Here is a 25,941-nt window from a genome sequence, read left to right as displayed (position 1 = left end):
TAACCGCGCAGCGCCTGGTGATTACCCGACGGGGCGTGATGATTTATTGCGTTGCAGCGTCTCTTTAAGCTGGCCAATCAGCTGGCGGCGGAAATCTCCCAGCCGTGGCTTGTCATCCTCCAGCCACGGAAGCGGCCGGCACAGCTCCATCGCCTTGATGCCGAGCCTGGCGGTTAATAACCCGGCACCGATGCCCTGCGCTGCACGGGTTGAAAGCCGGGCGGCCAGATCCTGCGACACCCAATCCATGCCGACTTCCCGCACCAGCTCGCTGGCACCGGCGAAGGCGATATTGAGCAGCACGAGGCGAAACAGACGCAGGCGACTGTAATAACCAAGCTCAATACCATACAGCGCAGCAATTCGGTTAATCAGCCGCAGATTGCGCCAGGCGATAAACGCCATGTCCACTAACGCCAGCGGACTGACGGCAATCATTAAGGTCGATTCGGCGGCCGAGCGGCTAATTTCACGCCGCGCCTGGGTATCCAGCACGGGCTGGACCAGGTGGGCGTAGAGGCTCACGACTTCACGATCGTTATGGGTTTCGTGAATGGCCGCATACCAGCGTTGCAGCGCCGGGTGCGCCTTATCAAGCCCCGCCTGGCTGGCCAGCTTTTCGCAAAACGCCCGCCCTTTTCCGGTGCCGTGGCTATGCAACAACTCGCGCGCTTCATCACGCTCATGCGCCCGCTGGCGCAAGCGCCACAAACGCCGCCACTCGCTGGCAACCGACCCCACGCCCGCGCCGATAATGAGCGCACCGGCGGCACACCCGCCAAGCGCGACCCAGTCCTGAGCCTGCCATGCGCTGGCAGCCCACTGCCCCCCCTGACCCACCACGCTAATGCCAAACAGCGCCAGCCCGGCACCGACCATTTTACGCCACAGGCTGCGTTTCGGGCGCAGCGCCGCTTCAACCGCACCCTCAGCGGCCCCTTCCTCCAGTACCTCGTCGGTAAGTGCCGGGGCGAATGTTTCCGCCTGCGAATCATCAAAAGTTTGCGCGCGTTTAAACTGCACGCTGCTTTCTTCTTCCAGCGGCCCGGCGAAATCTATTCTGGGTTTTAGCGGCTCGGTCATCGCAATTTATCTCCTATTAAAAACTCCAGGGCGGCATCCAGCCGGATATGCGGAAGCGGTGTATCTACATCTAACTGCTGCGGGCGGAAATCTTCAAAGCTGAACCCTTGCTTATCCCAGAACGCCTGCCCCGGCAGTCGCGCCGGAACTTCGCCCGGATAAAACGTGAGCGGCGCGCCATCGCTTAAGCGATGCCCGCGTAACGCCGGAATTTTTTCACCATTGACCTCAATCAAGCCGCTCTGCGTCGCCTGCACCGAGGCCAGACCCATGCAATCCATGCTGATGCCTTCAAACGCCGCGTTTTGCCATGCATCCTGAATCAATTGTTGCAGCAAGGAGACCATATTGGCGTGCTGGTCGGTGGTGATATGGTCAGCTTTGGTGGCAGCAAAAAGCAGCTTGTCGATGACGGGAGAAAAGAGGCGGCGAAAAAGCGTACGCTGCCCGTAGTGGAAGCTTTGCATCAGTTGCGTCAATGCCAGGCGCATATCGTTAAATGCCTGCGGCCCGCTGTTGAGCGGTTGCAGGCAGTCGACCAGCACAATTTGCCGGTCAAACTTTAAAAAATGGTGCTTATAAAAGCCCTGCACAACATGTTCGCAATAGTAGTTATAGCGCTCGCGCAACATCCCGGCATTGGTCTGTTTGCCCGCCTGCGCCAGTTTCGCTTCGCCAATGCTGTCCACATCCGGCCAGGGGAAGAATTGCAGCGCTGGCGCACCAGCCATGTCGCCTGGCAGTACAAACCGCCCCGGCTGGATAAAATGCAGCCCTTCGCGCTTGCATTGATGCAGGTATTGCGTCCATGCGCTGGCTATCTCCGCCAGCCGGTTTTCATCTGCGGGCGCCAGCGGATCAAGGCCCGCGCACAGCTCGCGCCATGCTGCGGACCACTGGTGGCGCGCCCCTTGCAGCAGACCGGTCATCTGCCGCGACCAGCTCAGGTAATCCTGCGCCAGCATCGGTAAATCGAGCAGCCATTCACCAGGGTAATCAACAATTTCGAGATATAAAGTAGATGTATCTTTGAAGTGACGCAGCAGCGAGTCGTTCGAGCGAAAGCGCAGCGCCAGGCGAATTTCACTCACGCCGCGCGTCGGCGTTGGCCACACCGGAGGCGTGCCGTAAAGTTGCGCCAGACCTTCGTCGTAAGTAAAGCGTGGGATGCCGAAATCACGCTGCGGCACGCGCTTCACGCCGAGCAGACGCTCTTCGCGAACCGCGCTCAGTAACGGCAAGCGCGCACCGGCGTGAAGATTAAGAAGTTGATTGACCAGCGCGGTGATGAATGCTGTCTTCCCGCTGCGGCTAAGCCCGGTGACCGCGAGGCGTAAGTGCCGATCCATACCACGGTTCACCAGGGCATTGAGTTCATTTTTAAATCGATCCATCGCCATTCTGTTTCGCCCTGAAAATAATTTATAGCGGTGAGACTAGCGTTTTCCTGGATGTTGAGCCATAAAACGGCGGGAAAACTTCGAAGCCGCCCGCCGCAGTAACGGTTCCAGCGCAAAAGCCAGCAACAGTTTAACCGGTCGCCGGGTCACGGATTTTACCGCCCAACCAGCCACGCCTGCCGGGCCATAGTTTAACGCACCGAGCAAAACCATTTTCCCCGCGAATTTAAGACCCGGTTTCACTTTACGACCTGCCTGTTGCCAGTGACGATTCATACATTACCTCTTAAAGCTGACGAAAACGGCTGCGCAGCGAGAATGTGTCGGACGTAACGTAACGCTCCATCTGGCGCAGGCGGGTTTCCCCTTCGGCCAGTTGCGCATCAACAGCATCCAGCAGCTCACTGCTGCTCGGGACATCGGCCCCGTGTTCGTAATTCTCCGGCAAAGGGTCCAGCACGAAGAACAGTACAATATAGGCGGCGACGACCAGGAAAAAGAGGCCAAAACACATCGCCAGGATGGTCAGTATGCGGACATACTTAACGCGGATGTCCAGATATTCAGCAATACCCGCGCAGACGCCGCCAAGTTTACCGCGCTGGGGAATGCGCCAGAGTTTTTTGTTCAAATTAAGCGTAGCCATCAGCTTTCTCTCCAGTTCGGGTGCTCAGCGTCAAGGATTGCTTCCAGCGCCTGGATCCGTTCGCGCATGCGCGCCGCATCTTCTGAAAGCTGAGCTAAACGTTGCTGTTCGCTCTGATTAAGCTCACCGCGCGCAGTCCGGTTGTTGTAATGCAGCCATAACCAGACAGGCAGAACGAATAAAATAAACAGTGTCAGGGGAATAGCCAAAAAAAGCGTGCTCATGTGTACTCCTTACAGGGATGACGAGCGGCATCTTCTGATGCCGCTACTTATTATTGAATGTCCTGTTTCATTTTGGCTTTCAATTGCGCCAGTTGCTCGCTGATTTCGTCATCCGCTTGCAGGTCGGCAAACTGCTGATCCAGCGTTTTCTGTTTACCGAAACCGTGGCTTTCCGCTTCTGCTTCCATCTGATCAATACGGCGCTCAAAGGATTCAAAACGCGCCATTGCTTCATCAATTTTGCCGCTATCAAGCTGGCGACGCACATCGCGTGAAGAGCTGGCCGCCTGGTGACGCAAGGTCAGCGCCTGCTGGCGAGCGCGGGTTTCGCTGAGTTTATTCTCCAGCTCACCAATCTCTTTTTTCATCCGCGCCAGACTCTCGTCAACCAGCGTCACTTCCTGCTCAAGGGTCTCGATAACCGTTGTCACTTTTTGTTTTTCAATCAGCGCAGCACGGGCCAGATCGTCTTTATCTTTACGCAGCGCCAGTTCGGCTTTTTCCTGCCATTCGGCCTGCTGAGCCGTTGCCTGTTCAATGCGACGCGACAACTGTTTCTTTTCAGCCAGCGCCCGCGCACTTGTAGAGCGCACCTCAACCAGCGTATCTTCCATCTCCTGAATCATCAGACGCACCAGCTTTTGCGGATCTTCTGCTTTCTCCAGCAGTGAGTTGATGTTGGCGTTCACGATGTCGGCAAAACGAGAAAAAATACCCATAATCTGTTCCTCTTAAGTTCTGTAATCGGGCGTTGCCCTGCTGAACGAATAATACAATCTTCGTGCCAACTTTTTATCTGATTGATTTTATGAGAAATCATTAATTTTACCACCGCGCCGTTTTGGTCTAGAGTGGTTAAACACACCAACGAGTGGCGAATTTCATCATGGCAGAATATAAGGATAATCTGCTCGGCGAAGCAGAAAGTTTTATCGAGGTACTGGAACAAGTCTCCCGCCTTGCGCCAATTGATAAACCGGTGCTGATTATCGGCGAACGCGGCACCGGCAAGGAGCTTATCGCTAACCGCCTGCACTATCTCTCCAGCCGCTGGCAAGGGCCGTTTATCTCGCTTAATTGTGCGGCGCTGAATGAAAACTTGCTTGATACCGAGCTGTTTGGTCATGAGGCTGGCGCGTTTACCGGCGCGCAAAGGCGCCATCCCGGGCGTTTTGAGCGCGCGGATGGCGGCACGCTGTTCCTTGATGAGCTGGCAACCGCGCCGATGCTGGTGCAGGAAAAATTGCTGCGGGTGATTGAATACGGCGAACTGGAACGCGTCGGCGGCAGTCAGCCGCTACAGGTGAATGTCCGGCTGGTGTGCGCCACCAATGCCGACCTGCCGCAAATGGTGCGCGACGGTACGTTTCGCGCCGACTTACTCGACCGGCTGGCGTTTGACGTGGTGCTGTTGCCGCCGTTGCGCCGCCGCCAGAGCGATATCATGCTGATGGCCGATCATTTTGCTATCCAGATGTGTCGCGAACTCAAACTGCCGCTGTTTCCTGGTTTTACCGAACGCGCACGCGACACGCTAATGTCGTACGCCTGGCCGGGCAATATTCGTGAGCTAAAGAATGTCGTTGAGCGTTCAGTTTACCGCCACGCCAGCAGTGAAACGCCACTGGATGATATTATCATCGACCCTTTCAGGCGTGACACTGTCACAGAAACGCCCGCTGAAACCACACCGCCAGCTCTGCCTGCGTTGCCGCTGGATTTACGCCAGTTTCAATACAACCAGGAGAGAGAATTGCTACAGGCGAGTCTGCAACAGGCAAAATTCAACCAGAAGCGGGCCGCTGAGTTTCTAGGTTTAACCTATCATCAGCTGCGCGCCCTGATGAAAAAGCATCAAATTAGCTAAAATCGCCGACAATAACAGCAGTCGCGTGCAGACATTTGTACGAAGCCATAGCAAGTGCGATACACTTTATCCATGTTTGTAAAATCGTTGATAAACACATGCGTCAGGTTTTCTCTTCCCTGTTATTGACTGCGAGCCTGGCAACAGGCGCTGCGCAGGCGGCCACCACGCCGCCTTTGCCTGCGGATATCCGCGACAGCGGCTTTGTTTACTGCGTTAATGGCCAGGTGAGCACTTTTAACCCGCAAAAAGCCAGCAGCGGCCTGATAGTTGATACGCTGGCCGCGCAGCTCTACGATCGCCTGCTCGATGTTGACCCCTATACCTATCGCCTGGTGCCGGAACTGGCTGAAAGCTGGGAAGTTCTGGATAATGGCGCGACCTACCGCTTCCATCTGCGCAGCGGCGTCGCTTTTCAGAAAACACCGTGGTTCACCCCTGGCCGCCCGTTAAATGCAGACGATGTGGTCTTTACTTTTCAGCGCATCTTCAACCGCAACCATCCCTGGCATAACGTAAACGGTGACAGTTTCCCTTATTTCGACAGCCTGCAATTTGCCGACTCTGTTGAGAGCGTGCGCAAAATTGATAACCGTACCGTTGAGTTTCGCCTGAACAAACCGGACGCCTCATTTTTATGGCATCTCGCCACCCATTATGCCTCGGTGATGTCTGCCGAGTACGCCGCGCAACTGGAAAAGAGCGGGCATCAGGAGCGGCTTGACAGGCAGCCCGTCGGCACCGGGCCTTATCAACTCAATGAGTACCGCGCCGGGCAATATGTTCGGTTACAACGTCACGATAAGTTCTGGCGGGGCAATCCGCTAACCCAGCAGGTGGTTGTGGATTTAGGTTCCGGCGGAACCGGGCGTCTGTCCAAGTTACTGACCGGCGAGTGTGACGTGCTGGCGTGGCCAGCGGCCAGCCAGCTGACTATTTTGCGCGACGACCCGCGCCTGCGGCTGACACTGCGTCCGGGCATGAATATCGCCTACCTGGCTTTTAATACCGACAAACCGCCGCTCAATAACCCGGAGGTTCGCCACGCGCTGGCGCTCGCTATCAATAATCAGCGTCTGATGCAGTCTATTTATTACGGCACAGCCGAGACGGCGGCTTCTATTCTGCCGCGCGCGTCGTGGGCCTATGACCGTGACGCGAAAATTACCGAATACAATCCAGAAAAAGCCCGTGAGCGCTTAAAGGCGCTGGGACTGGAAAATTTAACCCTGCACCTGTGGGTGCCGACCAGCTCGCAGGCCTGGAACCCAAGCCCGCTTAAAACGGCGGAACTGATCCAGGCGGATATGGCGCAGGTTGGCGTGAAAGTCGTGATCGTGCCGGTTGAAGGTCGCTTTCAGGAAGCCCGGTTGATGGATATGAACCATGACCTGACGCTGGCGGGCTGGGCCACGGACAGTAACGATCCGGACAGCTTCTTTCGCCCGTTGCTGAGCTGTGCTGCCATCAATTCGCAAACGAATTTTGCCCACTGGTGCAACCGGGAGTTTGATGACGTGCTGCAAAAAGCGCTCGCCTCGCAACAACTTGCCGCACGCATTGACGCTTACGATGAAGCGCAACAGATCCTCGCCCGCGAATTACCGGTCTTACCGCTGGCCTCCTCCCTGCGCTTGCAGGCTTATCGTTACGATATTAAAGGGCTGGTGCTAAGCCCGTTCGGCAGTGCCTCATTTGCCGGTGTCTCGCGGGAAAAACAAGAGGTATCGCCGCCATGATAATCTTTACGTTACGACGCCTGTTGCTGCTGATTGTGACCCTTTTTCTGTTAACCTTTGTCGGCTTCAGCCTGAGCTATTTCACCCCGCACGCTCCACTCCAGGGGGCATCGTTATGGAACGCCTGGGTGTTCTGGTTTAACGGCCTGCTGCACTGGGATTTTGGCGTTTCCAGTATTAACGGCCAGCTGATTTCCGAGCAGTTGAAAGAAGTCTTTCCGGCCACGATGGAGCTGTGCATCCTTGCCTTTGGCTTCGCGCTGATTATTGGTATCCCGGTGGGTATGCTGGCGGGCGTGATGCGTAACAAATGGCAGGATTCGCTCATCAGCGCGATCGCCCTGCTCGGCTTCTCCATTCCGGTGTTCTGGCTGGCGTTGCTGCTGACACTCTTTTTCTCGCTGAATATCGGCTGGCTGCCGGTTTCCGGGCGTTTTGATTTGCTCTATGAAGTCAAAACTGTGACCGGTTTTGCCTTGATTGATGCCTGGCTTTCCGATGCCAATGGCAGCGATGCGATGATGGTAAGCGCGTTGCGGCATATTGTGCTGCCTGTACTGACGCTCTGCGTCGCGCCGACCACAGAGGTTATCCGCCTGATGCGCCAGAGCACGATTGATGTGTTTGATAAAAACTACATCAAAGCGGCGGCGACGCGCGGCCTGTCGAAGTTCACGATCCTGCGCCGCCATGTGCTGCATAACGCGCTACCGCCGGTGATCCCGCGCCTCGGGCTGCAGTTTTCTACCATGTTAACGCTGGCGATGATCACCGAGATGGTGTTTAGCTGGCCGGGGCTTGGCCGCTGGCTTATCAATGCTATTCGCCAACAGGATTACGCGGCCATCTCTGCGGGCGTCATGGTCGTTGGCTCGCTGGTCATTATTGTTAATGTGTTGTCTGATATCCTGGGCGCGCTGGCGAACCCACTGAAACATAAGGAATGGTATGCCTTACGATAGCGTCTACAGCGAAAAACGCCTGCCCGGCGCGCTGCGTAACGTCTGGCGCAAGTTCTACAGCGATACCACGGCGATGATTGGCCTGTACGGCTGCGCCGCGCTGTTGCTGCTGTGTGTTTTTGGTAATTTGTTTGCGCCTTATGGCATCAATCAGCAATTTCTGGGCTTCCAGTTGCTGCCGCCGTCATGGTCGCGCTATGGCGAGGTTTCATTTTTCCTCGGCACCGATGATCTTGGCCGCGATGTGTTAAGCCGCCTGCTCAGCGGCGCGGCACCAACCGTTGGCGGCGCTTTTGTTGTGACGCTGGCCGCTACGCTGTTCGGCCTTGGGCTGGGCGTGTTTGCCGGGGCGACTCACGGTCTGCGTTCAGCGGTGCTCAATCATATCCTCGATACGCTGCTCTCTTTGCCCTCGCTGTTGCTGGCTATCATCGTGGTCGCCTTTGCTGGCCCCGGTCTTTTTCATGCGATGTTTGCAGTCTGGCTGGCGCTTCTCCCGCGTATGGTTCGCTCGGTCTACAGCCTGGTGCATGACGAACTGGAAAAAGAGTATGTCATTGCAGCTCGTCTTGATGGCGCATCCACAGGCAATATTTTATGGTTTGCCGTGTTGCCAAACATCACTTCCGGTATGGTGACCGAAGTGACCCGCGCCCTGTCGATGGCCATTCTGGATATTGCCGCGCTCGGTTTTCTCGACCTCGGCGCACAGCTTCCCTCCCCGGAATGGGGCGCGATGCTCGGCGATGCGCTGGAGCTGATTTATGTTGCGCCGTGGACAGTGATGCTCCCTGGCGCCGCCATCATGATCAGCGTGTTGCTGATTAATCTGTTAGGCGACGGTGTCCGCCGCGCAATCAATGCGGTGGTGGAGTAATGCCGCTGCTGGATATCCGTAATCTCACCATCGAAGTGAAAGCCGGCGACGAGTGGGTTAAAGCGGTCGATCGCGTCAGTCTGACGCTCGCCGAAGGTGAAATCCGCGGCCTGGTGGGCGAGTCCGGGTCGGGAAAAAGCCTGATTGCCAAAGCTATTTGCGGTGTGTCAAAAGATAACTGGCGCGTGACGGCCGACCGTATGCGTTTTGATGATATCGACCTGATGCGCTTGTCGGCGCGGGAGCGGCGTAAACTGCTGGGTCATAACGTATCAATGATTTTTCAGGAACCGCAATCCTGTCTCGATCCATCCGAGCGCGTCGGCAAGCAACTGATGCAAAATATCCCCGGCTGGACGTGGAAAGGCGTGTGGTGGCAACGCATCGGCTGGCGCAAACGCCGCGCCATAGAGTTGCTGCACCGCGTCGGGATCAAAGATCATAAAGACGCCATGCGCAGCTTCCCTTATGAGCTGACGGAGGGCGAATGCCAGAAAGTGATGATTGCGATTGCGCTGGCGAACCAGCCGCGCCTGTTGATTGCAGACGAGCCAACCAACGCAATGGAACCCACCACGCAGGCGCAAATTTTCCGCCTGCTCAGTCGGCTTAATCAAAACAACAACACCACCATTATGCTTATCAGCCACGATTTACAAATGTTGAGCAAATGGGCCGATCGTATTGATGTCATGTATTGCGGCCAGACCGTCGAAACCGCACCCAGCGAGGAACTTATCAGCACGCCGCATCATCCTTATACCCAGGCGCTGATCCGTGCTATCCCGGACTTTGGCAGCGCGATGCCGCATAAAAGCCGGCTGAACACGCTCCCCGGCGCAATCCCGCTGCTGGAACAGCTGCCGATTGGCTGCCGGCTGGGGCCGCGCTGCCCTTATGCACAACGTAAGTGCATTGAAACACCGCGCCTGACCGGTGGCAAAAATCATCAGTTTGCCTGCCATTTCCCGTTAAATATGGAGAGAGAGTGAAATGGTCGAGACGTTGCTGGAAGTGCGTAACCTGAGCAAAACGTTCCGCTATCGCACCGGCTGGTTCCGCCGCCAGACCGTGGATGCGGTGAAACCGTTGAGCTTTACCCTGCGGGAAAGGCAGACGCTGGCGATTATTGGCGAGAACGGCTCGGGCAAATCGACGCTGGCGAAAATGCTGGCGGGGATGGTTGAGCCAAGCTCAGGAGAGCTGCTGATTGACGATCAGCCGCTGCATTACGGCGATTACACCTTTCGCAGTCAGCATATCCGCATGATTTTTCAGGACCCCTCAACCTCCCTGAACCCACGCCAGCGAATCTCGCAGATTCTCGATTTCCCGCTGCGACTAAACACTGACCTGGAACCCCAGGCTCGCCGCAAACGGGTGCTGGAAACTCTGCGGATGGTTGGATTGCTGCCAGATCATGTCAGTTACTACCCGCATATGCTGGCACCGGGGCAAAAACAGCGTCTGGCGCTGGCGCGTGCGCTGATTTTACGCCCAAAGGTCATTATTGCTGACGAAGCGCTGGCCTCGCTGGACATGTCGATGCGCTCACAATTGATAAACCTGATGCTGGAATTACAGGAAAAACAGGGTATCGCTTATATTTATGTCACACAGCATATTGGCATGATGAAACATATCAGCGATCAGGTGCTGGTGATGCATCAGGGAGAAGTCGTTGAGCGTGGCAGTACAGCCGATGTGCTGGCTTCTCCGCTGCATGAGTTAACAAAACGTCTGATTGCCGGTCATTTTGGTGAAGCGTTAACGGCTGATGCCTGGCGAAAAGATCGCTGAACCAATAGTTTCAGTGGTCGGATTAACGGATTCGGCGACTCATGATAGAATCGCCGCGTTTTAACGACGGTCGTTACATAAAGATGACGATCGCCACAACAATGAATATAAGGATTAGAGCTATGGGTTTTCTTTCCGGTAAGCGCATTCTGGTGACTGGCGTTGCCAGCAAACTGTCTATCGCCTACGGCATCGCACAGGCTATGCATCGCGAAGGCGCTGAGCTGGCATTCACCTATCAGAACGACAAGCTGAAAGGCCGCGTAGAAGAATTTGCTGCGCAGCTGGGTTCCAGCATTGTTCTGGAATGCGACGTTGCTAAAGATGAAAGCATCGATGCCCTGTTCACCGACCTGGCGAAAGTCTGGCCAAAATTTGACGGTTTCGTTCACTCCATCGGCTTCGCACCGGGCGATCAGCTCGATGGCGACTATGTTAACGCCGTAACCCGTGATGGCTTCAAAATCGCCCACGACATTAGCTCTTACAGCTTTGTGGCGCTGGCGAAAGCCTGCCGCGAAATGCTGAACCCGGATTCTGCGCTGCTGACCCTCTCCTACCTGGGCGCTGAGCGTGCTATTCCGAACTACAACGTAATGGGCCTGGCAAAAGCCTCTCTGGAAGCCAACGTGCGCTACATGGCGAACGCGATGGGTCCGGAAGGCGTGCGTGTTAACGCTATCTCCGCAGGCCCCATCCGTACGCTTGCTGCGTCCGGTATCAAAGATTTCCGTAAAATGCTGGCGCATTGCGAAGCAGTTACCCCGATCCGTCGCACTGTCACCATCGAAGATGTCGGTAACACCGCGGCTTTCCTGTGCTCTAACCTCTCTGCCGGTATCTCTGGCGAAGTGGTTCACGTTGACGGTGGTTTCAACATCGCTGCGATGAACGAGCTGGAAATTAAATAATTCCCGCCGCCCCTTCTTCAGCCGAAGGGGCGTTTCACATATGCCATTCTGATATTTATTATCACTTAACAATCTTTTATCCCTTTCCTTCCTTGCGCCAGGATAAAGCTGCAAAACAGATCCGGCGTTCAGACCTTACGTCGTATCCGGATCGCAACTTTCTGACCAAGGAACGACTATGGAACAACGCCGTTTTTCTGGCAAAAGTCACTGGTACCATGAGACCCAGTCGAGTGCCAGCCGCTCGCCTGCGCTACCGTTAGTTCCCGAAGCGGCGACCGTCAATAACCCCTTTCTGCTCGACCTCAGTTTACCGGATGAACTGCTCTGTGATATTGACGATATTGTCACGCCTGCGCGTAAGTTCTACGCCCTTTTGTTTCCGCAACGCGTTACCCTCAATCGGTTACATACTTTTAGTGCCTACGATCGACTGAGCACCGCACTCACCGCCGCCCAGGTTTTTGGCGTACAACGCCTGTGTAACCATTACGCCGCCAGGCTGGCGCCTCTGCCAGGCCCGGACTCGTCGCGGGAAAGCAACCACCGGCTGGCACAGATAACCCAGTACGCCAGGCAGCTTGCTGCATCGCCATCAGTCATCGATGCGCGCGCCCGTCAGCAACTGGAAGATGTGGGTCTGACATTGTTTGATTTGATAGTGATCAATCAGATAATTGGCTTTATCGCTTTTCAGGCGCGTGTGATGGCGTCACTTCAGGCCTTGCTTGCGCTCCCGGTGCGTATTGTTCCCGGTCTGGATACGCAACAAGAGGCTGACGCCGCGCGCTTTACAAGCCAGGCAACGCCCTGGCAGCCAGGCTTTGATGGCGTGGATATCCGTAGCGCCAGCACACCTCAACTGGCGTCGCTCGCGCACTGGCAGATATTACCTGAGCTGCGCCTCCTTGCTCCGCAACTGGCGCATGAGCATCTGCTGCTGAATACGCTGGGGGAGATTGTCATGCAACTGACTAATGTTGGCGCCGAGTCGCTACATACTCGCCTGGTTGCACTTTATACGGCGCGAATTAACGGCAGCTATCACTGCTTTGCGGAGCAACAGTTGCGCTGGCGTGGCGATATGGCTCTGTTACACGCCGTGCGTGGCGGTGGGCGGGAATTGATTCGTTTGGCGCAGGCAAAAGAAAATGCCGTGGTGCAGGCGGTACATTTACTGACCTGCGCGCCGGACAGGTTCAGCGCTCTGCAATTTACACAATTGACAGAGACGGGTTTTAATGTGCCGCAAGCGCTACGGCTGCTGTTTGATTGCGCCCTGCACGGCTGGCTAAATCGCCTGAAGATAGGTCTGGGGCAAAGCGTATAAAAAACGCCTGGCCATGCGGTAACGTCTTCTGATTTGCGCAAACAGCGCTTGCCGCAAATGGCAGAATCGCGTAAAACTGTCAGCCGCTCTTTTAGCCACGAAAAAACTTAACTATGTTCCAGGACAACCCGCTGCTTGCGCAGCTTAAACAGCAACTTCATTCCCAGACGCCACGTGCGGAAGGTGTCGTTAAAGGCACTGAAAAAGGCTTCGGATTTCTGGAAGTCGACGCGCAAAAAAGTTACTTCATTCCGCCACCGCAAATGAAGAAAGTGATGCATGGCGACCGTATTGTTGCCGTGATCCACAGCGATAAAGACCGCGAAAGCGCAGAGCCGGAAGAGCTGGTTGAGCCATTTCTGAGCCGTTTTGTCGGCCGAGTGCAGAAAAAAGATGACCGCCTCTCTATCGTGCCGGACCATCCGTTGCTGAAAGATGCTATTCCCTGCCGCGCGGCGCGTGGCGTGGAGCATGATTTTAAAGAGGGTGACTGGGCTGTCGCCGAGATGCGCCGCCACCCGCTGAAAGGCGACCGCGGTTTCTATGCTGAGCTGACAACATTTATCACTTTCGGTGATGATCACTTTGTCCCCTGGTGGGTCACGCTCGCACGCCATAATCTTGAAAAAGAAGCGCCGAACGGCGTCGTCACTGAAATGCTGGACGACGGCTTAACGCGCATTGATTTAACCGCGCTGGATTTCGTCACCATCGACAGCGCCAGCACCGAAGATATGGATGATGCGCTGTACGTTGAAAAAACCGCCGAAGGTAAACTTCAACTGACGGTGGCGATTGCCGATCCGACCGCATGGATTGCTGAAGGCAGCAAGCTGGATGATATTGCTCGTGTTCGCGCGTTCACCAACTACCTGCCGGGCTTTAACATCCCCATGTTGCCGCGCGAACTGTCTGACGATCTTTGCTCCCTGCGCGCCAGGGAAGTCCGTCCGGCGCTGGTGTGCCGCATGACGCTGGATGACGAAGGCGCAATTGAAGAGAATATTGAGTTCTTCGCCGCGACCATCGAATCCAAAGCGAAGCTGGCTTATGACGAGGTTTCTGACTGGCTGGAAGGCACCGGTGAGTGGACGCCTGATAACGAGGCCATTGCCGCGCAGATTCGTCTGCTGCATCGCGTCAGCCTGCTGCGCGCCCGGTGGCGTGAAACCCATGCGCTGGTGTTTAAAGACCGTCCGGATTACCGCTTCGTGCTTGGCGAAAAAGGCGAAGTGCTGGATATCGTCGCCGAGCCGCGTCGCACCGCAAACCGTATCGTGGAAGAGTCCATGATTGCCGCTAACATCTGCGCCGCCCGCGTGCTGCGCGACAAGCTTGGTTTCGGTATTTATAACGTGCATATGGGCTTTGATCCGGCAAATAGCGAGCAGCTGGCCGCGATGCTGAAAACGCATGGTATGCACGTAGACGCCGAAGAAGTGCTGACGCTTGAAGGCTTTTGTAAGCTGCGTCGTGAGCTGGATGCGCAGCCTTCCGGTTTCCTCGACAGTCGCATCCGCCGCTTCCAGTCTTTTGCTGAAATCAGTGTTGATCCGGGTCCGCATTTTGGTCTGGGTCTCGAAGCGTATGCGACCTGGACATCGCCTATCCGTAAGTATGGCGATATGGTTAACCACCGTTTACTGAAAGCAATCATCAAAGGCGAGACGCCGCAGCGCCCGCAAACCGATACGACCGAGCAGATGGCTGAACGCCGTCGCCTCAACCGTATGGCCGAACGCGATGTTGGCGACTGGCTGTATGCGCGCTTCCTGCAAAACAAAGCGGGCAGCGATACCCGTTTTGCGGCAGAAGTTATTGATGTCAGCCGCGGCGGTATGCGCGTACGTCTGGTGGACAACGGCGCAGTGGCCTTTATCCCGGCACCGTTTATTCATGCCGTGCGTGATGAACTGGCATGCAGCCAGGAGAATGGCACAGTGCAGATTAAAGGCGAGACCGCCTTTAAAGTCACAGATGTGATTGACGTGACTATTGCGGAAGTCCGTATGGAAACCCGCAGTATTATTGCCCGCCCCGCTCTCTGATTGACTTTATTTATGGCTCCTTCTGCCGGAGGAGCCATTTTCCTTCGGCTTCGCCTGTCATTTTTTTGTAATTCCTCCCATATTGCTGCAAAAAAGACCACAATATAAAATCATACAACTGCTTATTTAACTCAGGCTTATGCAAAGCGATTTGCAGGGTCGGGAGAGAGCATGAAAGAGGCGCTGGAAATTAACCCGCTGTACCGTCACCTGGGCTGCAACAGCTCATTCTGGCGTCTTTCTGCCGACAGCGATGCACTCTGTTTTTCCCCGGAAGAAGACTCCGATGTTTGCCAGCCAGTTCCTTTAACGGCGGAACAGGCGGCTTCTATTCGCACAATGACGGTCATCACCTCCAGCCTGACCCTGCAAGTCACACTGGGTGAGGAAGAAGCGACCATCCATCTTGTCGGACGAAAAGTTAACCGCAAAGAGTGGGCTGGCACTGCATCTGCCTGGCATGATACACAGTCCGTCGCCCGTGACCTGATGCAGGGCCTTTCCTTCGCCGAGCAGGTCGTTTCCGAAGCCAATTCAGTCATAGTAATTTTGGATCGCCACGGAAATATTCAGCGGTTTAATCGTTTGAGTGAAGAATATACCGGCATGAGCGAGCAGGAAGTGATCGGGCAAAATGTTTTTTCCCTGTTTATGAGCCGTAGCGAAGCCGCCGCATCAAAACGCAACATTGAAAACCTGTTTCGCGGTGGTACGCCGTATGAAGTCGAGCGCTGGATCAAAACCTGCAAAGGGCAGCGTTTGTTTTTATTTCGCAACCGATTCGTCCACAGCGGTAGCGGTAAAAATGAAATATTTCTTATTTGCTCCGGCACAGATATTACTGAAGAGCGCCACGCGCAGGAGCGTTTACGCGTGCTGGCCAATACGGATACGGTGACAGGTTTTCCGAATCGCAATGCTATTCATGAAGCCATTAGCAACGCCATCTCCCGGCGCGGTAACACACAAGTGGGCGTGGTTTACCTTGATCTGGACAATTTTAAAAAAATAAACGATGCCTATGGCCATATGTTTGGCGATCAGCTACTGCAAGCGGTGTCGCTGGCGATTGTGAGCTGTCTTGAAGAAGGCCAGATTTTGGCACGACTCGGCGGCGATGAATTTATGGTCTTAGCAACGGACACCTCGCAAAGCCAGCTCGAAGCTATGGCCTCCCGGATCCTGACACGCCTGCGCCAGCCTTTTCGAATCGGTTTAATCGAAATTTATACCGGCTGCTCGCTCGGTATTTCTCTCGCGCCGCAGCATGGACTGGATCGGGAAAGTTTGATCCGTAATGCCGACACCGCCATGTATACCGCCAAAGAGAATGGCCGCGGAACCTTTTGCGTATTTTCCCCCGAAATGAATCAACGCGTTTTCGAGTATTTATGGCTCGATACTAACCTGCGTAAGGCGCTCGATAATAACCAACTGCTTATTCATTATCAGCCCAAAGTGACCTGGCGCGGTGAAGTGCGTAGCCTGGAAGCGCTGGTGCGCTGGCAGTCCCCAGAACGTGGGCTTATCTCACCGGCTGATTTTATCTCTTATGCCGAAGAGTCCGGGTTGATTGTTCCGCTGGGGCGCTGGGTGATGCTGGACGTGATGCGCCAGGTGGCAAAGTGGCGCACGAAAGGCATTAATTTGCGTGTTGCGGTGAACGTCTCCGCGCGTCAGCTCGCAGACCAGACGCTGCTCAGTTGCCTGAAACAAGCGCTGGATGATTTACATTTTGAATATTGCCCGATTGATGTCGAGCTGACAGAGAGCTGCCTGATAGAAAATGCGGCGCTGTCGCTGTCCGTTATCCAGCAGTTCAGCGCCCTCGGCGCACAAGTCCATCTTGATGATTTTGGTACGGGTTATTCATCATTATCACAACTGGCGCGCTTTCCCCTGGATGCCATCAAACTCGATCAGAGTTTTGTGCGCAACATCCATAAACAGCCGGTGTCGCAATCGCTGGTACGCGCAATTGTTGCCGTTGCACAGGCGCTAAATTTGCAGGTTATCGCTGAAGGGGTGGAGAGCGCGAAAGAGGATGCTTTTCTCACCAAAAATGGCGTCACCGAGCGTCAGGGGTATTTATTCGCCAAACCAATGCCTGCGGCGGCATTCGAGAGCTGGTTTAAGCGCTACCAGGCGCGCAGAGCCCGGTAATTCTGCGGAAATCACCGCTTCGTTCAGAATAAATGGCCGATATCCGGAGGATGCAATCATTATTCGAATTTATATAAATTTGAGATTTCGTTTTTGCTCTGATTTTTATTAAACTGTTTTTTATAATTTTGAATCCATTTTTCGACAAGCAGGTGAAGATATGGCAGATATCGATGTAAAGGAGCTTGCCAGCCGAATTGATACCGTAGTGGATATTCTGGTTGCAGGAGACGTACAGTCTGCCCTGCGTAACCTGGAAATTCTGAAAGCGGAATTATTAGCTCCCGAACACAGTGACAAGGTGTCTTCTTCCGGCGTATCCAAAACGCCCTGGGAAATTTAATCAATAAAACAGCAGGCTATGAATTCCCGACAACAACTTATTTTACAGACGGTCATTGATAAAGGCCGCATGAGCGTTGCAGATCTTGCACGCATGACTGGCGTTTCTGAAGTCACTATCCGCCAGGATCTAAATACCCTGGAAAAGCACAGCTATTTACACCGAATGCATGGTTTCGCAGTGCCGCTGGACAGCGACGACGTTGAAACACGGATGATGAACAATTACACCGTAAAGCGCTCGCTGGCAGAATTTGCCGCAGGTCTCGTCAATCCCGGTGAAACGGTATTTATTGAAAATGGCAGCAGTAATGCCCTGCTGGCACGCAAACTGGGCGAACAGCGGGAAATTACCATCATCACCGTGAGTAGCTATATCGCCCATCTGCTTAAAGACGCGCAGTGTGAGGTTATCCTGCTTGGCGGTGTGTATCAGAAAAAAAGCGAAAGCATGGTCGGGCCGCTAACCCATAAGTGCATTCAGCAGGTGGATTTTAGTAAAGCATTTATCGGTATCGATGGCTGGCAGCCAGAAACCGGGTTTACCGGGCGCGACAAACTGCGCACCGACGTGGTTAAAGCGGTCCTGGAGAAAGGCAGCGAAGCTATCGTCCTGACGGACAGTAGCAAGTTTGGCGTGGCACACCCGTGGTCGCTTGGCCCTGCTGAACGTTTTCAGCGCGTAATTACGGACAGTAACCTTAGCGCCGAAGCCCATCTCCAGTTGCAACATGCCGGTACGCTTGTCGACATCGTCGACGCTGGATCGATTCGTTAACGTCACACTCTTCTGCATTGCCCGTGGCCACGGGCATCCTGACCGCTATCTGAGATTTTTCCTGGCTTTGTATTAAGACAATTTACCTGTCGAATAACGAACCGCGGGATACACTAAATAATAGCGTTATAACAGGAAGTGACTATCACCTACGTGCGTGATTGCATGACACCTGTGCAGCATGGTTTCACGGAAATTCTTTGAGGCGGCACGTAGAGGCTATACTTAAAAGGAACATCTTTCCGTGAATCAATTATTCAGGAGAAAGTATAATGATGTTAACAACGAAGAAAACAGCTGCGGCCCTGCTGGCAGTAACCATCGCAATGTCTCTGAGTGCATGTGGTCACTGGGATAAACGTGACCGTAACACAGCCATTGGTGCGGGCGCGGGTGCGCTAGGTGGCGCAGTATTAACAGATGGTAGCGGTCTGGGCACCCTCGGCGGTGCAGCAGTCGGTGGTATTATTGGCCATCAGGTTGGTAAATAAAACGGCGACGACAATAAAGTAATATTTTACTTTCTTACCAGGTCCAGTCTAAGCAAGGCCGCAGATATCTGCGGCCTTTCTGCTTTTTAACCGCCAGCAAGTTTGACCTTCATGCCTTTGGCCTCAAGCAATGACTTGAGGAGATCGCGCTTATCGCCCTGGATTTCGATAACGCCCTCTTTAACCGACCCGCCGCAGCCACACTTTTTCTTCAGCTCTGCCGCGAGTTTTGCCAGCGTTTCATCATCTTCGTCAATACCCGAAATCAGACATACGCCCTTCCCTTTACGACCGCTGGTCTGACGCTGGATACGCACTATGCCATCGCCTTTTGGCCGCTGTGCGACGGCTTTCGGCTCGTCTATGCGCCCGGTCCCGGTAGAGTAAACCAGGCGACTGTTATCATCAGCCATTACGCCCCCTTGTGCAGTGATGCATTAATTGCTTTCAGCGTCTGTGCCGGGTCAGCGGATTGCGTCACCGGACGTCCTATCACCATATAGTCTACACCGGCCGCCAGCGCCTGCTCAGGCCTCATAATACGGCGCTGATCACCCGCATCGCTTCCGGCAGGACGGATACCCGGCGTGACCAGTCGGAAATCTGCCCCGAGCTCACGTTTAAAATGCACGGCTTCCTGAGCCGAGCAAACCACCCCATCCAGCCCGCACTGCTGCGTCAGTCGGGCAAGACGCTCAGCATGTTCGGCGGGCGTGGCGGTAATCCCGAGATCGAGTAAGTCGCTGGCCTCCATACTGGTCAGCACAGTGACGGCAATCAACAACGGTGCGTCTTTACCAAAACTGTGCAGAGCTTCTTTTGCCGCAACCATCATGCGGGCACCACCGGACGCGTGCACATTGACCATCCACACGCCGAGATCTGCGGCAGCCTTCACTGCATGCGCCGTGGTGTTAGGAATGTCGTGGAATTTCAGATCGAGGAAGATATCGAAACCTCGCTGTTGCAGGTCGCGCACAAACTGCGGGCCAAACAGCGTGAACATCTCTTTGCCCACTTTCAGGCGGCATTCGCGCGGATCGATGCGGTCGACAAACGACAAGGCTTTATCACGGTTATCGTAATCAAGTGCAACAACCACAGGGGAAGAAGTAACGGCGCGGGAAGTCGTTAATGCAGTAGACGTCATGATCAGACCTTCTGAAATGAGGCTCGTGAATAAACGGCGAGCATTCTACCTGCCAGCGCAGGGAAATAACAGACTGCATTTCTTTTCTGCCAGGCGATGTAGTGGCGCAGATTCCGCATTCTGAATGCAAAAATCTATAAGTATGTTGTAACTAAAATAAAGGCTTTTTTAAAAATTACTCGCCGTCCAGACCACGGATTGGTTTAACCGTTGACCAGGCGCGGCAGGAAGGACAGTGCCAGTAGAGCGTAAAGGCCGTAAAACCACACTTATGGCAACGATAGCGCGGTTTGCTGCGCATCTGCTCCCCCACCATCTCGCGCAGCGCCATCAGGCTCTCTTTCGCGCGCCCTTCTTCTGCTTCATTGAGATGGTAATCCATCAGCTTATGAAACACACGCATTGTCGGATGCCGCTGGAGCTGGCGCGTAACATAAGTTTGCGCAACGTCCGGCCCATCCCGCTGCTCAATAATTTCTGCCAGCATTAGCTCGGCTGTTGCGCCGGTATTCTCTTCCACACAACGTTGCAGAAAAGCGGCCCACTCTTGGTTTTTACCGAGTTGCTGATAGCAGATTTGCAGCATGCTCAGCGTTTCGCTGACCAGCTCACGATCCTGATCGATAACGCGCAGCAAGGACTCTGCCGCTTTTGCATAATCACCTTTGGCCATATAAACACGGCCCATCATAATTGAGATGCGAGGGCTGTCACGATCGACGGCTGCGCCTTTTTTCAACAGCGCCATCGCCTTGTCCATCTCTTCATTGCTCATATGCTGTAATGCAAGCTCGCAATAAAAATGGGCAATCTCACCGCGCTGCTTGTCTTTACCAAGTTTTACTAGCCGTTCGGCCACATCGATGGCTTTTTGCCAGTCACTCGTCGCCTGATAGATTTGCAACAACTGTTGCAAAGCGCCGACGCGGAAATCCGTTTCGTCGACCAGCTGGCTGAACATATCTTCCGCCCGGTCGTACATACCGGCGGCCATATAGTCACGCCCAAGCTGCTGAACCGCGAGCAAGCGCTGATCGTACGATAAGGAGGCGCTTTCCATTAGCGTCTGATGAATACGAATGGCGCGGTCAACCTCGCCGCGCGAGCGGAACAGGTTACCCAGCGTAAGATGTGCCTCAACGGTACCGGTGTCCTCTTTTAACATCTCAAGGAACAGGTCAACCGCCTTGTCCTGCTGGTTACTCAGGAGCAGGTTTACCCCGGCAACGTAATCACGTGACAGCCGGTTAGCCTCTTCCTGCTTTGTCTGTTGAGCATTTCTGCGCCCCATATACCAGCCGTAGGCAGCCGCAACGGGCAACAACAGAAACAACAACTCCAGCATAGAATATTATTCCTTCACCATCGGCGTACCGGGCGTAGCAGGAACCTCTGCGGCAGGTGCGAGTTGATGCTCAAGGCGTTTGATTTTACGCTCTGCGCGTACCAGAGAAACACGCACACGCAGCCAGAAAAGACCGCAAATCAGCCAGCCGATAAGGAAACCGGCGGCAAACAGCACGGCTAACAGCGTAGAGATACGAAACTCACCCTGCGCGAGCAGATAATTGAACGTTACTTGCTGATCGTTTTGCGCGCCAAGGGTAATCGACACCACAAATATCGCTAACACCAGTAAGAAAATGAGTAAATATTTCACATTACATCCCGTTATGTGGTTCTGCGCGATGAAATTATACGCAACTGCCTGTATCCAGTCTTATAACCTACCATTTTAGCGCCCCACGTGAAATCTAAATACATGCAGTTAGTCTCTGATTTGAGGGCGAAACGGTGAAAATCAAGTTTCATGCTCACGTTCCGTTATCTCTTTACGCTCGGCAACGGGCGGCGCTAACGAACCGCAAAGACGTTGCGCCAGCCAACACGCCAGCGTGACCAGCACCCAGGAGATCAATGTCGCGACGACCAAATCGCGCGGCCAGTGCATCCCCAGCAGCAACCGGCTGCCCATCACGCCGGTCGCCCAGACCAGCAAAATAGCAATTGTCCAGCTACGACGGCGTGGCCATAACAGGCCGACACCCAGCAATGCCCAGCTGGCAGCAAACATGGTATGCCCGGACGGAAAGGCAAAACCGGTCTCATGCTGCCAGTGCTTGCGCAAAAACAGCGGGATATCCTGCTGGCGAGTCAGCGTGTCTGCAACCAGTTCGCCGCGCGCCTTACGCTTTAAAGTGTAGAACTCATCCGCCTGAATATGGTGCGTTTTTTCCAGCCACAAAACATAGGGGCGCGGTTCCTGCACATGTTCCTTCACCAGCGATTTGACGACCTGCCCGCCAATGATAGCGCAACCCAGGATAGCAAAAAGCATTAAGGCAGGCTTCAGGCGAAAGCGCAGGCACCAGAGGAACCACCCACACAGCACGACGTGAGTAATAATCCCCCAGGGTTGGGTCACCGTTTCGGTTAACCAGAATAGTGCATGCAACCACCAGGATGTGTGCCCCGGTTCCCAGCTCCAGCCGGAAACCCAGACAGAAAGCGGCATAATCAGTAAAATCGCCGCGCCAGCGGTAGTTCGTTTTGCGATCGACAGCATGTCTTCTCCTTCCAGATACGCGACACAATGATAACTGAAAAAACAGTTTCTCGCGCAAAGGCGCAATTTTGTGCGTTTAACCCGCAGAGCGTTGGCGATGATTAGGCGATGCAAAGTGCATTGTGGCAAAATAGACTTATTCTTGCGGCCAATGAGCCAAAGTGCGCAATGCGCAACGATAAATCCGGAGATTCACATGCAGCTTAAACGTGTGGCAGAAGCCAAACTGCCAACGCCATGGGGCGACTTCCTGATGGTGGGTTTTGAAGAACTGGCGACCGGGCAGGATCATGTTGCCCTTGTTTTTGGTGATATTTCCGGGCAGCTACCCGTGCTGGCACGCGTGCATTCCGAGTGTTTGACGGGCGATGCCCTTTTTAGCCTGCGTTGTGACTGTGGTTTTCAGCTTGAAGCGGCTCTGAATCATATTGCCGAAGAAGGCCGTGGCGTATTGCTTTATCATCGCCAGGAGGGGCGAAACATAGGCCTGCTAAATAAGATTCGTGCCTATGCGCTTCAGGACCAGGGGTATGACACGGTCGAAGCCAACCATCAGCTCGGTTTTGCCGCCGATGAGCGCGACTTCACTCTCTGCGCCGATATGTTTAAATTACTGGGTATCGATGAAGTTCGCTTGTTAACCAATAACCCGAAAAAAGTCGAAATTCTGACGGAAGCCGGGATCAATATCGTTGAGCGCGTGCCGTTAATTGTCGGACGTAATCCGAACAATGCACACTATCTTGATACCAAAGCCGAAAAGATGGGGCATTTGCTGAAGTGAAAAAAGGCCTGCGATTGCAGGCCTTGTTGTTTAGTTAAGCATGTTGCGGATAACGTAATGCAATATGCCATCGTTGCGGTAGTAGGTTAGCTCTGTTGCGGTATCGATACGGCAGCGGCATTGCAGGATCTCCTGCGTGCCATCTGCGCGCGTGAGCATTACCGGCAGGACACCGCCAGGTTTAATCGTTTCAAGCCCTGTCACATCCAGCCTCTCCACACCTGTCAGCCCTAAGGTTTTACGCGTCACGCCTTGTGGAAATTCCAGCGGCAGGATCCCCATCCCAATCAGATTGGAGCGGTGAATACGTTCGAAGGATTCAGCAATCACCACACGCACGCCCAGTAAACGCGGTCCTTTCGCCGCCCAGTCGCGGCTGGAGCCGGAACCGTACTCTTTACCGGCGACAACCGCCAGCGGCGTGCCTTCCTGCTGGTAGCGCATTGCAGCATCGTAAATTGAGATAACTTCAGTGCCCGGCAGATGGCGAGTCATTCCGCCTTCAATACCTGGTACCATCTCATTACGTATACGAATGTTGGCAAAGGTCCCACGCATCATCACTTCATGGTTACCGCGCCGCGAACCGTAGGAGTTAAAGTCGCGACGCTCCACGCCGTGGCTTTGCAGGTAACGCCCTGCCGGACTGTCGGCCTTGATACTCCCTGCCGGTGAGATATGGTCCGTTGTGACCGAATCACCCAGCATCGCCAGGATCCGCGCGCCGTGAATATCCTCGACCGCTTTCGGTTCGGTTTCCATATCTTCGAAGAATGGAGAAAGGCGAATATAGGTAGAATCATTCTGCCAGCTGTATGTATCGGAACGCTCGACCTGAATCGACTTCCACTCCTCGGTGCCTTCGAACACCTCGGCATACTCCTTACGGAACATATCTGTCGAGACTTGCTCGACCGCGCGCGCGATTTCCGCGCTGGACGGCCAGATATCTTTCAGATACACCGGATCGCCTTTACGATCGTGACCGAGCGGATCGGTGGCAAGGTTAATATTCATGTTCCCTGCCAGCGCATAAGCCACAACCAGCGGCGGCGATGCCAGCCAGTTTGTTTTCACCAGCGGGTGGATGCGCCCTTCAAAGTTACGGTTACCGGAAAGCACCGCACCAACGGTGAGATCGCCCTGGCGGATAGCCTGCTCAATCGGCTCAGGAAGCGGCCCGGAGTTACCGATACAGGTGGTACAACCGTAACCCACAAGATTGAAACCCAGCTCATCGAGAAACGGCGTCAGGCGAGCCTGAGCCAGGTAGTCTGAAACCACCTTCGAGCCCGGTGCCAGCGAAGCTTTTACCCACGGCTGGCGTTTAAGCCCCTTCTCCACTGCTTTTTTGGCCAGCAACCCGGCAGCCATGAGCACGCTCGGATTGGAGGTGTTAGTACAGGAAGTGATGGCGGAGATAACCACCGCGCCGTCAGGTAGCTGATACTGCTGCCCTTTGAGCGTGTAATCGACCGGTTTGCGATCTTTTTGTGCGGTGTTCAGTTCGAGTTCAGTACTTGCGGCGAATGCTTTTGGTACATCGCTGAGCGCAACGCGATCCTGCGGGCGCTTCGGCCCGGCGATACTGGCTTCGACCTCGTCCATATTCAGCGCAAGCGTACTGGTAAAGACCGGCTCATCGCCAGGATTACGCCACATACCTTGTGCTTTCACGTAAGCTTCAACCAGCGCCACCTGCTCTTCGCTGCGACCACTCAGACGCATATAGTCCAGCGTTACTGCATCGATCGGGAAAAAGCCGCAGGTCGCGCCATATTCCGGCGCCATATTGGCGATGGTCGCGCGATCGGCAAGCGGTAACGAATCCAGACCGTCACCATAGAATTCAACGAATTTTCCGACAACGCCATGTTTACGCAGCATCTGCGTCACGGTCAACACCAGGTCGGTCGCGGTGATACCTTCCCGCAGCTTACCGCTGAGCCTGAAGCCCACCACATCCGGGATCAGCATCGATACCGGCTGCCCCAGCATCGCGGCTTCTGCTTCGATACCGCCGACGCCCCACCCCAGCACACCGAGGCCGTTTATCATTGTGGTATGTGAATCGGTTCCCACCAGCGTGTCCGGGTAAGCGACCCACTCTTTGCCTTGCAGTTCGCTCCATACCGCTTTGCCGAGGTATTCAAGGTTTACCTGGTGACAGATCCCCGTACCCGGCGGCACAACGCTAAAGCGGCTGAAAGCCTGCTGGCCCCAGCGTAAAAACGCATAACGCTCGTGGTTACGTTCCATTTCGAGGCGGACGTTCTCTTCAAAAGCGTCGTCGTCGCCAAAATGGTCGACGGTTACCGAGTGGTCGATAACTAAATCTACAGGGGAAAGGGGGTTAACTTTTGCGGTGTCTCCGCCAAGGCGTTTTACCGCTTCGCGCATCGCCGCCAAATCGACGACGGCGGGAACACCGGTAAAATCCTGCATCAGCACCCTGGCCGGGCGATAGGCTATTTCACGGTCGGCATGGGCTTTTTCCAGCCAGCCCGCCAGCGCGCGAATATCTTCTTCGGTAACGGAGTCTCCATCCTGCCAGCGCAGCAGATTCTCCAGTAAAACTTTTAGCGACTTGGGTAAACGCCCGATATCCCCAAGTTCCTTTGCGGCCAGCGGCAGACTGTAATAATGGTAGGTTTTGTTCTCAGCCTGCAACGTGTCCTTACTGGCTTCGCGTAGGGTCGACGACATATGCTCCTCCTTAATGACAAAGCTTGCGATACCCTGATTGACTTCAGGGTCTGTATTAAAGATAACACAAACAT

General features: G+C 54.5%; 26 protein-coding genes. 14 read left to right on the top strand and 12 right to left on the bottom strand.

The window, feature by feature from the left end:
* Positions 1–21: 21 nt before the first annotated feature.
* From ACTU3N_RS09685 to pspA, 6 genes are read right to left on the bottom strand one after another with little or no spacing between them, the layout of a single operon-like run.
* Positions 22–1,083: a TIGR01620 family protein gene (locus ACTU3N_RS09685; protein WP_443085912.1), complete on the bottom strand. Its 1,062-nt coding sequence runs from the start codon at positions 1,081–1,083 to the stop codon at positions 22–24.
* The gene (locus tag ACTU3N_RS09680) at positions 1,080–2,483 is read right to left on the bottom strand and encodes a YcjX family protein (protein ID WP_443085911.1); all 1,404 of its coding nucleotides are present in this window, start codon (positions 2,481–2,483) and stop codon (positions 1,080–1,082) included. Before ACTU3N_RS09680 ends, ACTU3N_RS09685 begins: the two co-directional genes overlap by 4 nt.
* Before the next feature lie 36 nt (positions 2,484–2,519).
* Positions 2,520–2,759 carry a phage shock protein PspD gene (pspD, locus tag ACTU3N_RS09675; RefSeq protein ID WP_443085910.1) on the bottom strand — a complete coding sequence of 80 codons (240 nt, stop codon included), beginning with the start codon at positions 2,757–2,759 and terminating at the stop codon, positions 2,520–2,522.
* Positions 2,760–2,769: 10 nt separating this feature from the next.
* Positions 2,770–3,129, bottom strand: coding sequence for an envelope stress response membrane protein PspC (gene pspC / locus ACTU3N_RS09670; RefSeq protein WP_443085909.1), 360 nt, complete (start codon positions 3,127–3,129; stop codon positions 2,770–2,772).
* Complete coding sequence (gene pspB, locus ACTU3N_RS09665) at positions 3,129–3,353, bottom strand: envelope stress response membrane protein PspB (protein WP_443085908.1); 225 nt, start codon at positions 3,351–3,353, stop codon at positions 3,129–3,131. Before pspB ends, pspC begins: the two co-directional genes overlap by 1 nt.
* Before the next feature lie 50 nt (positions 3,354–3,403).
* Complete coding sequence (gene pspA / locus ACTU3N_RS09660; protein WP_443085907.1) at positions 3,404–4,072, bottom strand: phage shock protein PspA; 669 nt, start codon at positions 4,070–4,072, stop codon at positions 3,404–3,406.
* Between the two features lie 167 nt (positions 4,073–4,239).
* Here pspA and pspF point away from each other — a divergent pair, with 167 nt between their 5' ends.
* The 13 genes from pspF to osmB all read left to right on the top strand — a co-directional run bounded on the left by pspF (position 4,240) and on the right by osmB (position 18,661).
* Positions 4,240–5,220 carry a phage shock protein operon transcriptional activator gene (gene pspF, locus ACTU3N_RS09655; protein ID WP_443085906.1) on the top strand — a complete coding sequence of 327 codons (981 nt, stop codon included), beginning with the start codon at positions 4,240–4,242 and terminating at the stop codon, positions 5,218–5,220.
* A gap of 98 nt (positions 5,221–5,318) precedes the next feature.
* On the top strand, positions 5,319–6,959 hold the full coding sequence (gene sapA / locus ACTU3N_RS09650) for an ABC transporter substrate-binding protein SapA (protein WP_443085905.1): 1,641 nt from the start codon (positions 5,319–5,321) through the stop codon (positions 6,957–6,959).
* Positions 6,956–7,921, top strand: coding sequence for a putrescine export ABC transporter permease SapB (gene sapB, locus ACTU3N_RS09645; RefSeq protein WP_443085904.1), 966 nt, complete (start codon positions 6,956–6,958; stop codon positions 7,919–7,921). The genes sapA and sapB overlap by 4 nt, the downstream gene beginning before the upstream one ends.
* A complete protein-coding gene (gene sapC, locus ACTU3N_RS09640; protein WP_443085903.1) occupies positions 7,908–8,798 on the top strand; it encodes a putrescine export ABC transporter permease SapC in 891 nt (296 codons plus the stop codon). Before sapB ends, sapC begins: the two co-directional genes overlap by 14 nt.
* Complete coding sequence (sapD, locus tag ACTU3N_RS09635; protein ID WP_443085902.1) at positions 8,798–9,790, top strand: putrescine export ABC transporter ATP-binding protein SapD; 993 nt, start codon at positions 8,798–8,800, stop codon at positions 9,788–9,790. The genes sapC and sapD overlap by 1 nt, the downstream gene beginning before the upstream one ends.
* Before the next feature lies 1 nt (position 9,791).
* Entirely contained in the window at positions 9,792–10,598 is an 807-nt protein-coding gene (gene sapF, locus ACTU3N_RS09630) for a peptide ABC transporter ATP-binding protein SapF (RefSeq protein ID WP_443085901.1), read from the top strand.
* Positions 10,599–10,720: 122 nt separating this feature from the next.
* Entirely contained in the window at positions 10,721–11,509 is a 789-nt protein-coding gene (gene fabI / locus ACTU3N_RS09625; protein WP_443085900.1) for an enoyl-ACP reductase FabI, read from the top strand.
* A 178-nt stretch (positions 11,510–11,687) separates the two neighbouring features.
* Complete coding sequence (locus tag ACTU3N_RS09620) at positions 11,688–12,839, top strand: hypothetical protein (protein ID WP_443085899.1); 1,152 nt, start codon at positions 11,688–11,690, stop codon at positions 12,837–12,839.
* 113 nt (positions 12,840–12,952) lie between these two features.
* The gene (locus tag ACTU3N_RS09615; RefSeq protein WP_443085898.1) at positions 12,953–14,887 is read left to right on the top strand and encodes an exoribonuclease II; all 1,935 of its coding nucleotides are present in this window, start codon (positions 12,953–12,955) and stop codon (positions 14,885–14,887) included.
* 171 nt (positions 14,888–15,058) lie between these two features.
* Positions 15,059–17,050 (top strand): cyclic di-GMP phosphodiesterase, encoded by a 1,992-nt coding sequence (gene pdeR, locus ACTU3N_RS09610; protein WP_443085897.1) that lies wholly within the window; start codon positions 15,059–15,061, stop codon positions 17,048–17,050.
* A 160-nt stretch (positions 17,051–17,210) separates the two neighbouring features.
* Positions 17,211–17,393 carry a protein YciZ/DeoL gene (yciZ, locus tag ACTU3N_RS09605; protein WP_443085896.1) on the top strand — a complete coding sequence of 61 codons (183 nt, stop codon included), beginning with the start codon at positions 17,211–17,213 and terminating at the stop codon, positions 17,391–17,393.
* Between the two features lie 18 nt (positions 17,394–17,411).
* Positions 17,412–18,170, top strand: a complete 759-nt coding sequence (gene yciT, locus ACTU3N_RS09600) for a DNA-binding transcriptional regulator YciT (RefSeq protein ID WP_443085895.1) — start codon at positions 17,412–17,414, stop codon at positions 18,168–18,170.
* 272 nt (positions 18,171–18,442) lie between these two features.
* Positions 18,443–18,661, top strand: a complete 219-nt coding sequence (gene osmB / locus ACTU3N_RS09595) for an osmotically-inducible lipoprotein OsmB (protein WP_443085894.1) — start codon at positions 18,443–18,445, stop codon at positions 18,659–18,661.
* Positions 18,662–18,747: 86 nt separating this feature from the next.
* Here osmB and yciH read toward each other — a convergent pair whose 3' ends face one another.
* The 5 genes from yciH to pgpB all read right to left on the bottom strand — a co-directional run bounded on the left by yciH (position 18,748) and on the right by pgpB (position 22,377).
* Positions 18,748–19,074 carry a stress response translation initiation inhibitor YciH gene (gene yciH / locus ACTU3N_RS09590; protein ID WP_443085893.1) on the bottom strand — a complete coding sequence of 109 codons (327 nt, stop codon included), beginning with the start codon at positions 19,072–19,074 and terminating at the stop codon, positions 18,748–18,750.
* The gene (gene pyrF, locus ACTU3N_RS09585; RefSeq protein WP_443085892.1) at positions 19,074–19,811 is read right to left on the bottom strand and encodes an orotidine-5'-phosphate decarboxylase; all 738 of its coding nucleotides are present in this window, start codon (positions 19,809–19,811) and stop codon (positions 19,074–19,076) included. Before pyrF ends, yciH begins: the two co-directional genes overlap by 1 nt.
* 175 nt (positions 19,812–19,986) lie before the next feature.
* Positions 19,987–21,156: a lipopolysaccharide assembly protein LapB gene (lapB, locus tag ACTU3N_RS09580; RefSeq protein WP_443085891.1), complete on the bottom strand. Its 1,170-nt coding sequence runs from the start codon at positions 21,154–21,156 to the stop codon at positions 19,987–19,989.
* A gap of 6 nt (positions 21,157–21,162) precedes the next feature.
* On the bottom strand, positions 21,163–21,471 hold the full coding sequence (locus ACTU3N_RS09575) for a LapA family protein (protein WP_443085890.1): 309 nt from the start codon (positions 21,469–21,471) through the stop codon (positions 21,163–21,165).
* Positions 21,472–21,612: 141 nt separating this feature from the next.
* The gene (gene pgpB, locus ACTU3N_RS09570; protein WP_443085889.1) at positions 21,613–22,377 is read right to left on the bottom strand and encodes a phosphatidylglycerophosphatase B; all 765 of its coding nucleotides are present in this window, start codon (positions 22,375–22,377) and stop codon (positions 21,613–21,615) included.
* A 196-nt stretch (positions 22,378–22,573) separates the two neighbouring features.
* Between pgpB and ribA the strand changes: the two genes are divergently transcribed.
* Positions 22,574–23,161: a GTP cyclohydrolase II gene (ribA, locus tag ACTU3N_RS09565; RefSeq protein ID WP_443085888.1), complete on the top strand. Its 588-nt coding sequence runs from the start codon at positions 22,574–22,576 to the stop codon at positions 23,159–23,161.
* Between the two features lie 30 nt (positions 23,162–23,191).
* Here the strand turns inward: ribA and acnA are convergent, their stop codons facing one another.
* Complete coding sequence (gene acnA, locus ACTU3N_RS09560; protein ID WP_443085887.1) at positions 23,192–25,867, bottom strand: aconitate hydratase AcnA; 2,676 nt, start codon at positions 25,865–25,867, stop codon at positions 23,192–23,194.
* Between the last annotated feature and the right edge of the window lie 74 nt (positions 25,868–25,941).

The organism is Vagococcus sp. WN89Y, assembly GCF_052220145.1.
Lineage (GTDB): Bacteria > Pseudomonadota > Gammaproteobacteria > Enterobacterales > Enterobacteriaceae > Kosakonia.
This window is presented reverse-complemented; position numbering and strand designations above follow the sequence as displayed.

Excerpts from the sequence above, each read along its gene's own strand:
- ACTU3N_RS09685 (WP_443085912.1), bottom strand. The coding sequence starts at position 1,083 with ATGACCGAGCCGCTAAAACCCAGAATAGATTTCGCCGGGCCGCTGGAA.
- ACTU3N_RS09680 (WP_443085911.1), bottom strand. The coding sequence starts at position 2,483 with ATGGCGATGGATCGATTTAAAAATGAACTCAATGCCCTGGTGAACCGT.
- pspD (WP_443085910.1), bottom strand. The coding sequence starts at position 2,759 with ATGAATCGTCACTGGCAACAGGCAGGTCGTAAAGTGAAACCGGGTCTT.
- pspC (WP_443085909.1), bottom strand. The coding sequence starts at position 3,129 with ATGGCTACGCTTAATTTGAACAAAAAACTCTGGCGCATTCCCCAGCGC.
- pspB (WP_443085908.1), bottom strand. The coding sequence starts at position 3,353 with ATGAGCACGCTTTTTTTGGCTATTCCCCTGACACTGTTTATTTTATTC.
- pspA (WP_443085907.1), bottom strand. The coding sequence starts at position 4,072 with ATGGGTATTTTTTCTCGTTTTGCCGACATCGTGAACGCCAACATCAAC.
- pspF (WP_443085906.1), top strand. The coding sequence starts at position 4,240 with ATGGCAGAATATAAGGATAATCTGCTCGGCGAAGCAGAAAGTTTTATC.
- sapA (WP_443085905.1), top strand. The coding sequence starts at position 5,319 with ATGCGTCAGGTTTTCTCTTCCCTGTTATTGACTGCGAGCCTGGCAACA.
- sapB (WP_443085904.1), top strand. The coding sequence starts at position 6,956 with ATGATAATCTTTACGTTACGACGCCTGTTGCTGCTGATTGTGACCCTT.
- sapC (WP_443085903.1), top strand. The coding sequence starts at position 7,908 with ATGCCTTACGATAGCGTCTACAGCGAAAAACGCCTGCCCGGCGCGCTG.
- sapD (WP_443085902.1), top strand. The coding sequence starts at position 8,798 with ATGCCGCTGCTGGATATCCGTAATCTCACCATCGAAGTGAAAGCCGGC.
- sapF (WP_443085901.1), top strand. The coding sequence starts at position 9,792 with ATGGTCGAGACGTTGCTGGAAGTGCGTAACCTGAGCAAAACGTTCCGC.
- fabI (WP_443085900.1), top strand. The coding sequence starts at position 10,721 with ATGGGTTTTCTTTCCGGTAAGCGCATTCTGGTGACTGGCGTTGCCAGC.
- ACTU3N_RS09620 (WP_443085899.1), top strand. The coding sequence starts at position 11,688 with ATGGAACAACGCCGTTTTTCTGGCAAAAGTCACTGGTACCATGAGACC.
- ACTU3N_RS09615 (WP_443085898.1), top strand. The coding sequence starts at position 12,953 with ATGTTCCAGGACAACCCGCTGCTTGCGCAGCTTAAACAGCAACTTCAT.
- pdeR (WP_443085897.1), top strand. The coding sequence starts at position 15,059 with ATGAAAGAGGCGCTGGAAATTAACCCGCTGTACCGTCACCTGGGCTGC.
- yciZ (WP_443085896.1), top strand. The coding sequence starts at position 17,211 with ATGGCAGATATCGATGTAAAGGAGCTTGCCAGCCGAATTGATACCGTA.
- yciT (WP_443085895.1), top strand. The coding sequence starts at position 17,412 with ATGAATTCCCGACAACAACTTATTTTACAGACGGTCATTGATAAAGGC.
- osmB (WP_443085894.1), top strand. The coding sequence starts at position 18,443 with ATGATGTTAACAACGAAGAAAACAGCTGCGGCCCTGCTGGCAGTAACC.
- yciH (WP_443085893.1), bottom strand. The coding sequence starts at position 19,074 with ATGGCTGATGATAACAGTCGCCTGGTTTACTCTACCGGGACCGGGCGC.
- pyrF (WP_443085892.1), bottom strand. The coding sequence starts at position 19,811 with ATGACGTCTACTGCATTAACGACTTCCCGCGCCGTTACTTCTTCCCCT.
- lapB (WP_443085891.1), bottom strand. The coding sequence starts at position 21,156 with ATGCTGGAGTTGTTGTTTCTGTTGTTGCCCGTTGCGGCTGCCTACGGC.
- pgpB (WP_443085889.1), bottom strand. The coding sequence starts at position 22,377 with ATGCTGTCGATCGCAAAACGAACTACCGCTGGCGCGGCGATTTTACTG.
- ribA (WP_443085888.1), top strand. The coding sequence starts at position 22,574 with ATGCAGCTTAAACGTGTGGCAGAAGCCAAACTGCCAACGCCATGGGGC.
- acnA (WP_443085887.1), bottom strand. The coding sequence starts at position 25,867 with ATGTCGTCGACCCTACGCGAAGCCAGTAAGGACACGTTGCAGGCTGAG.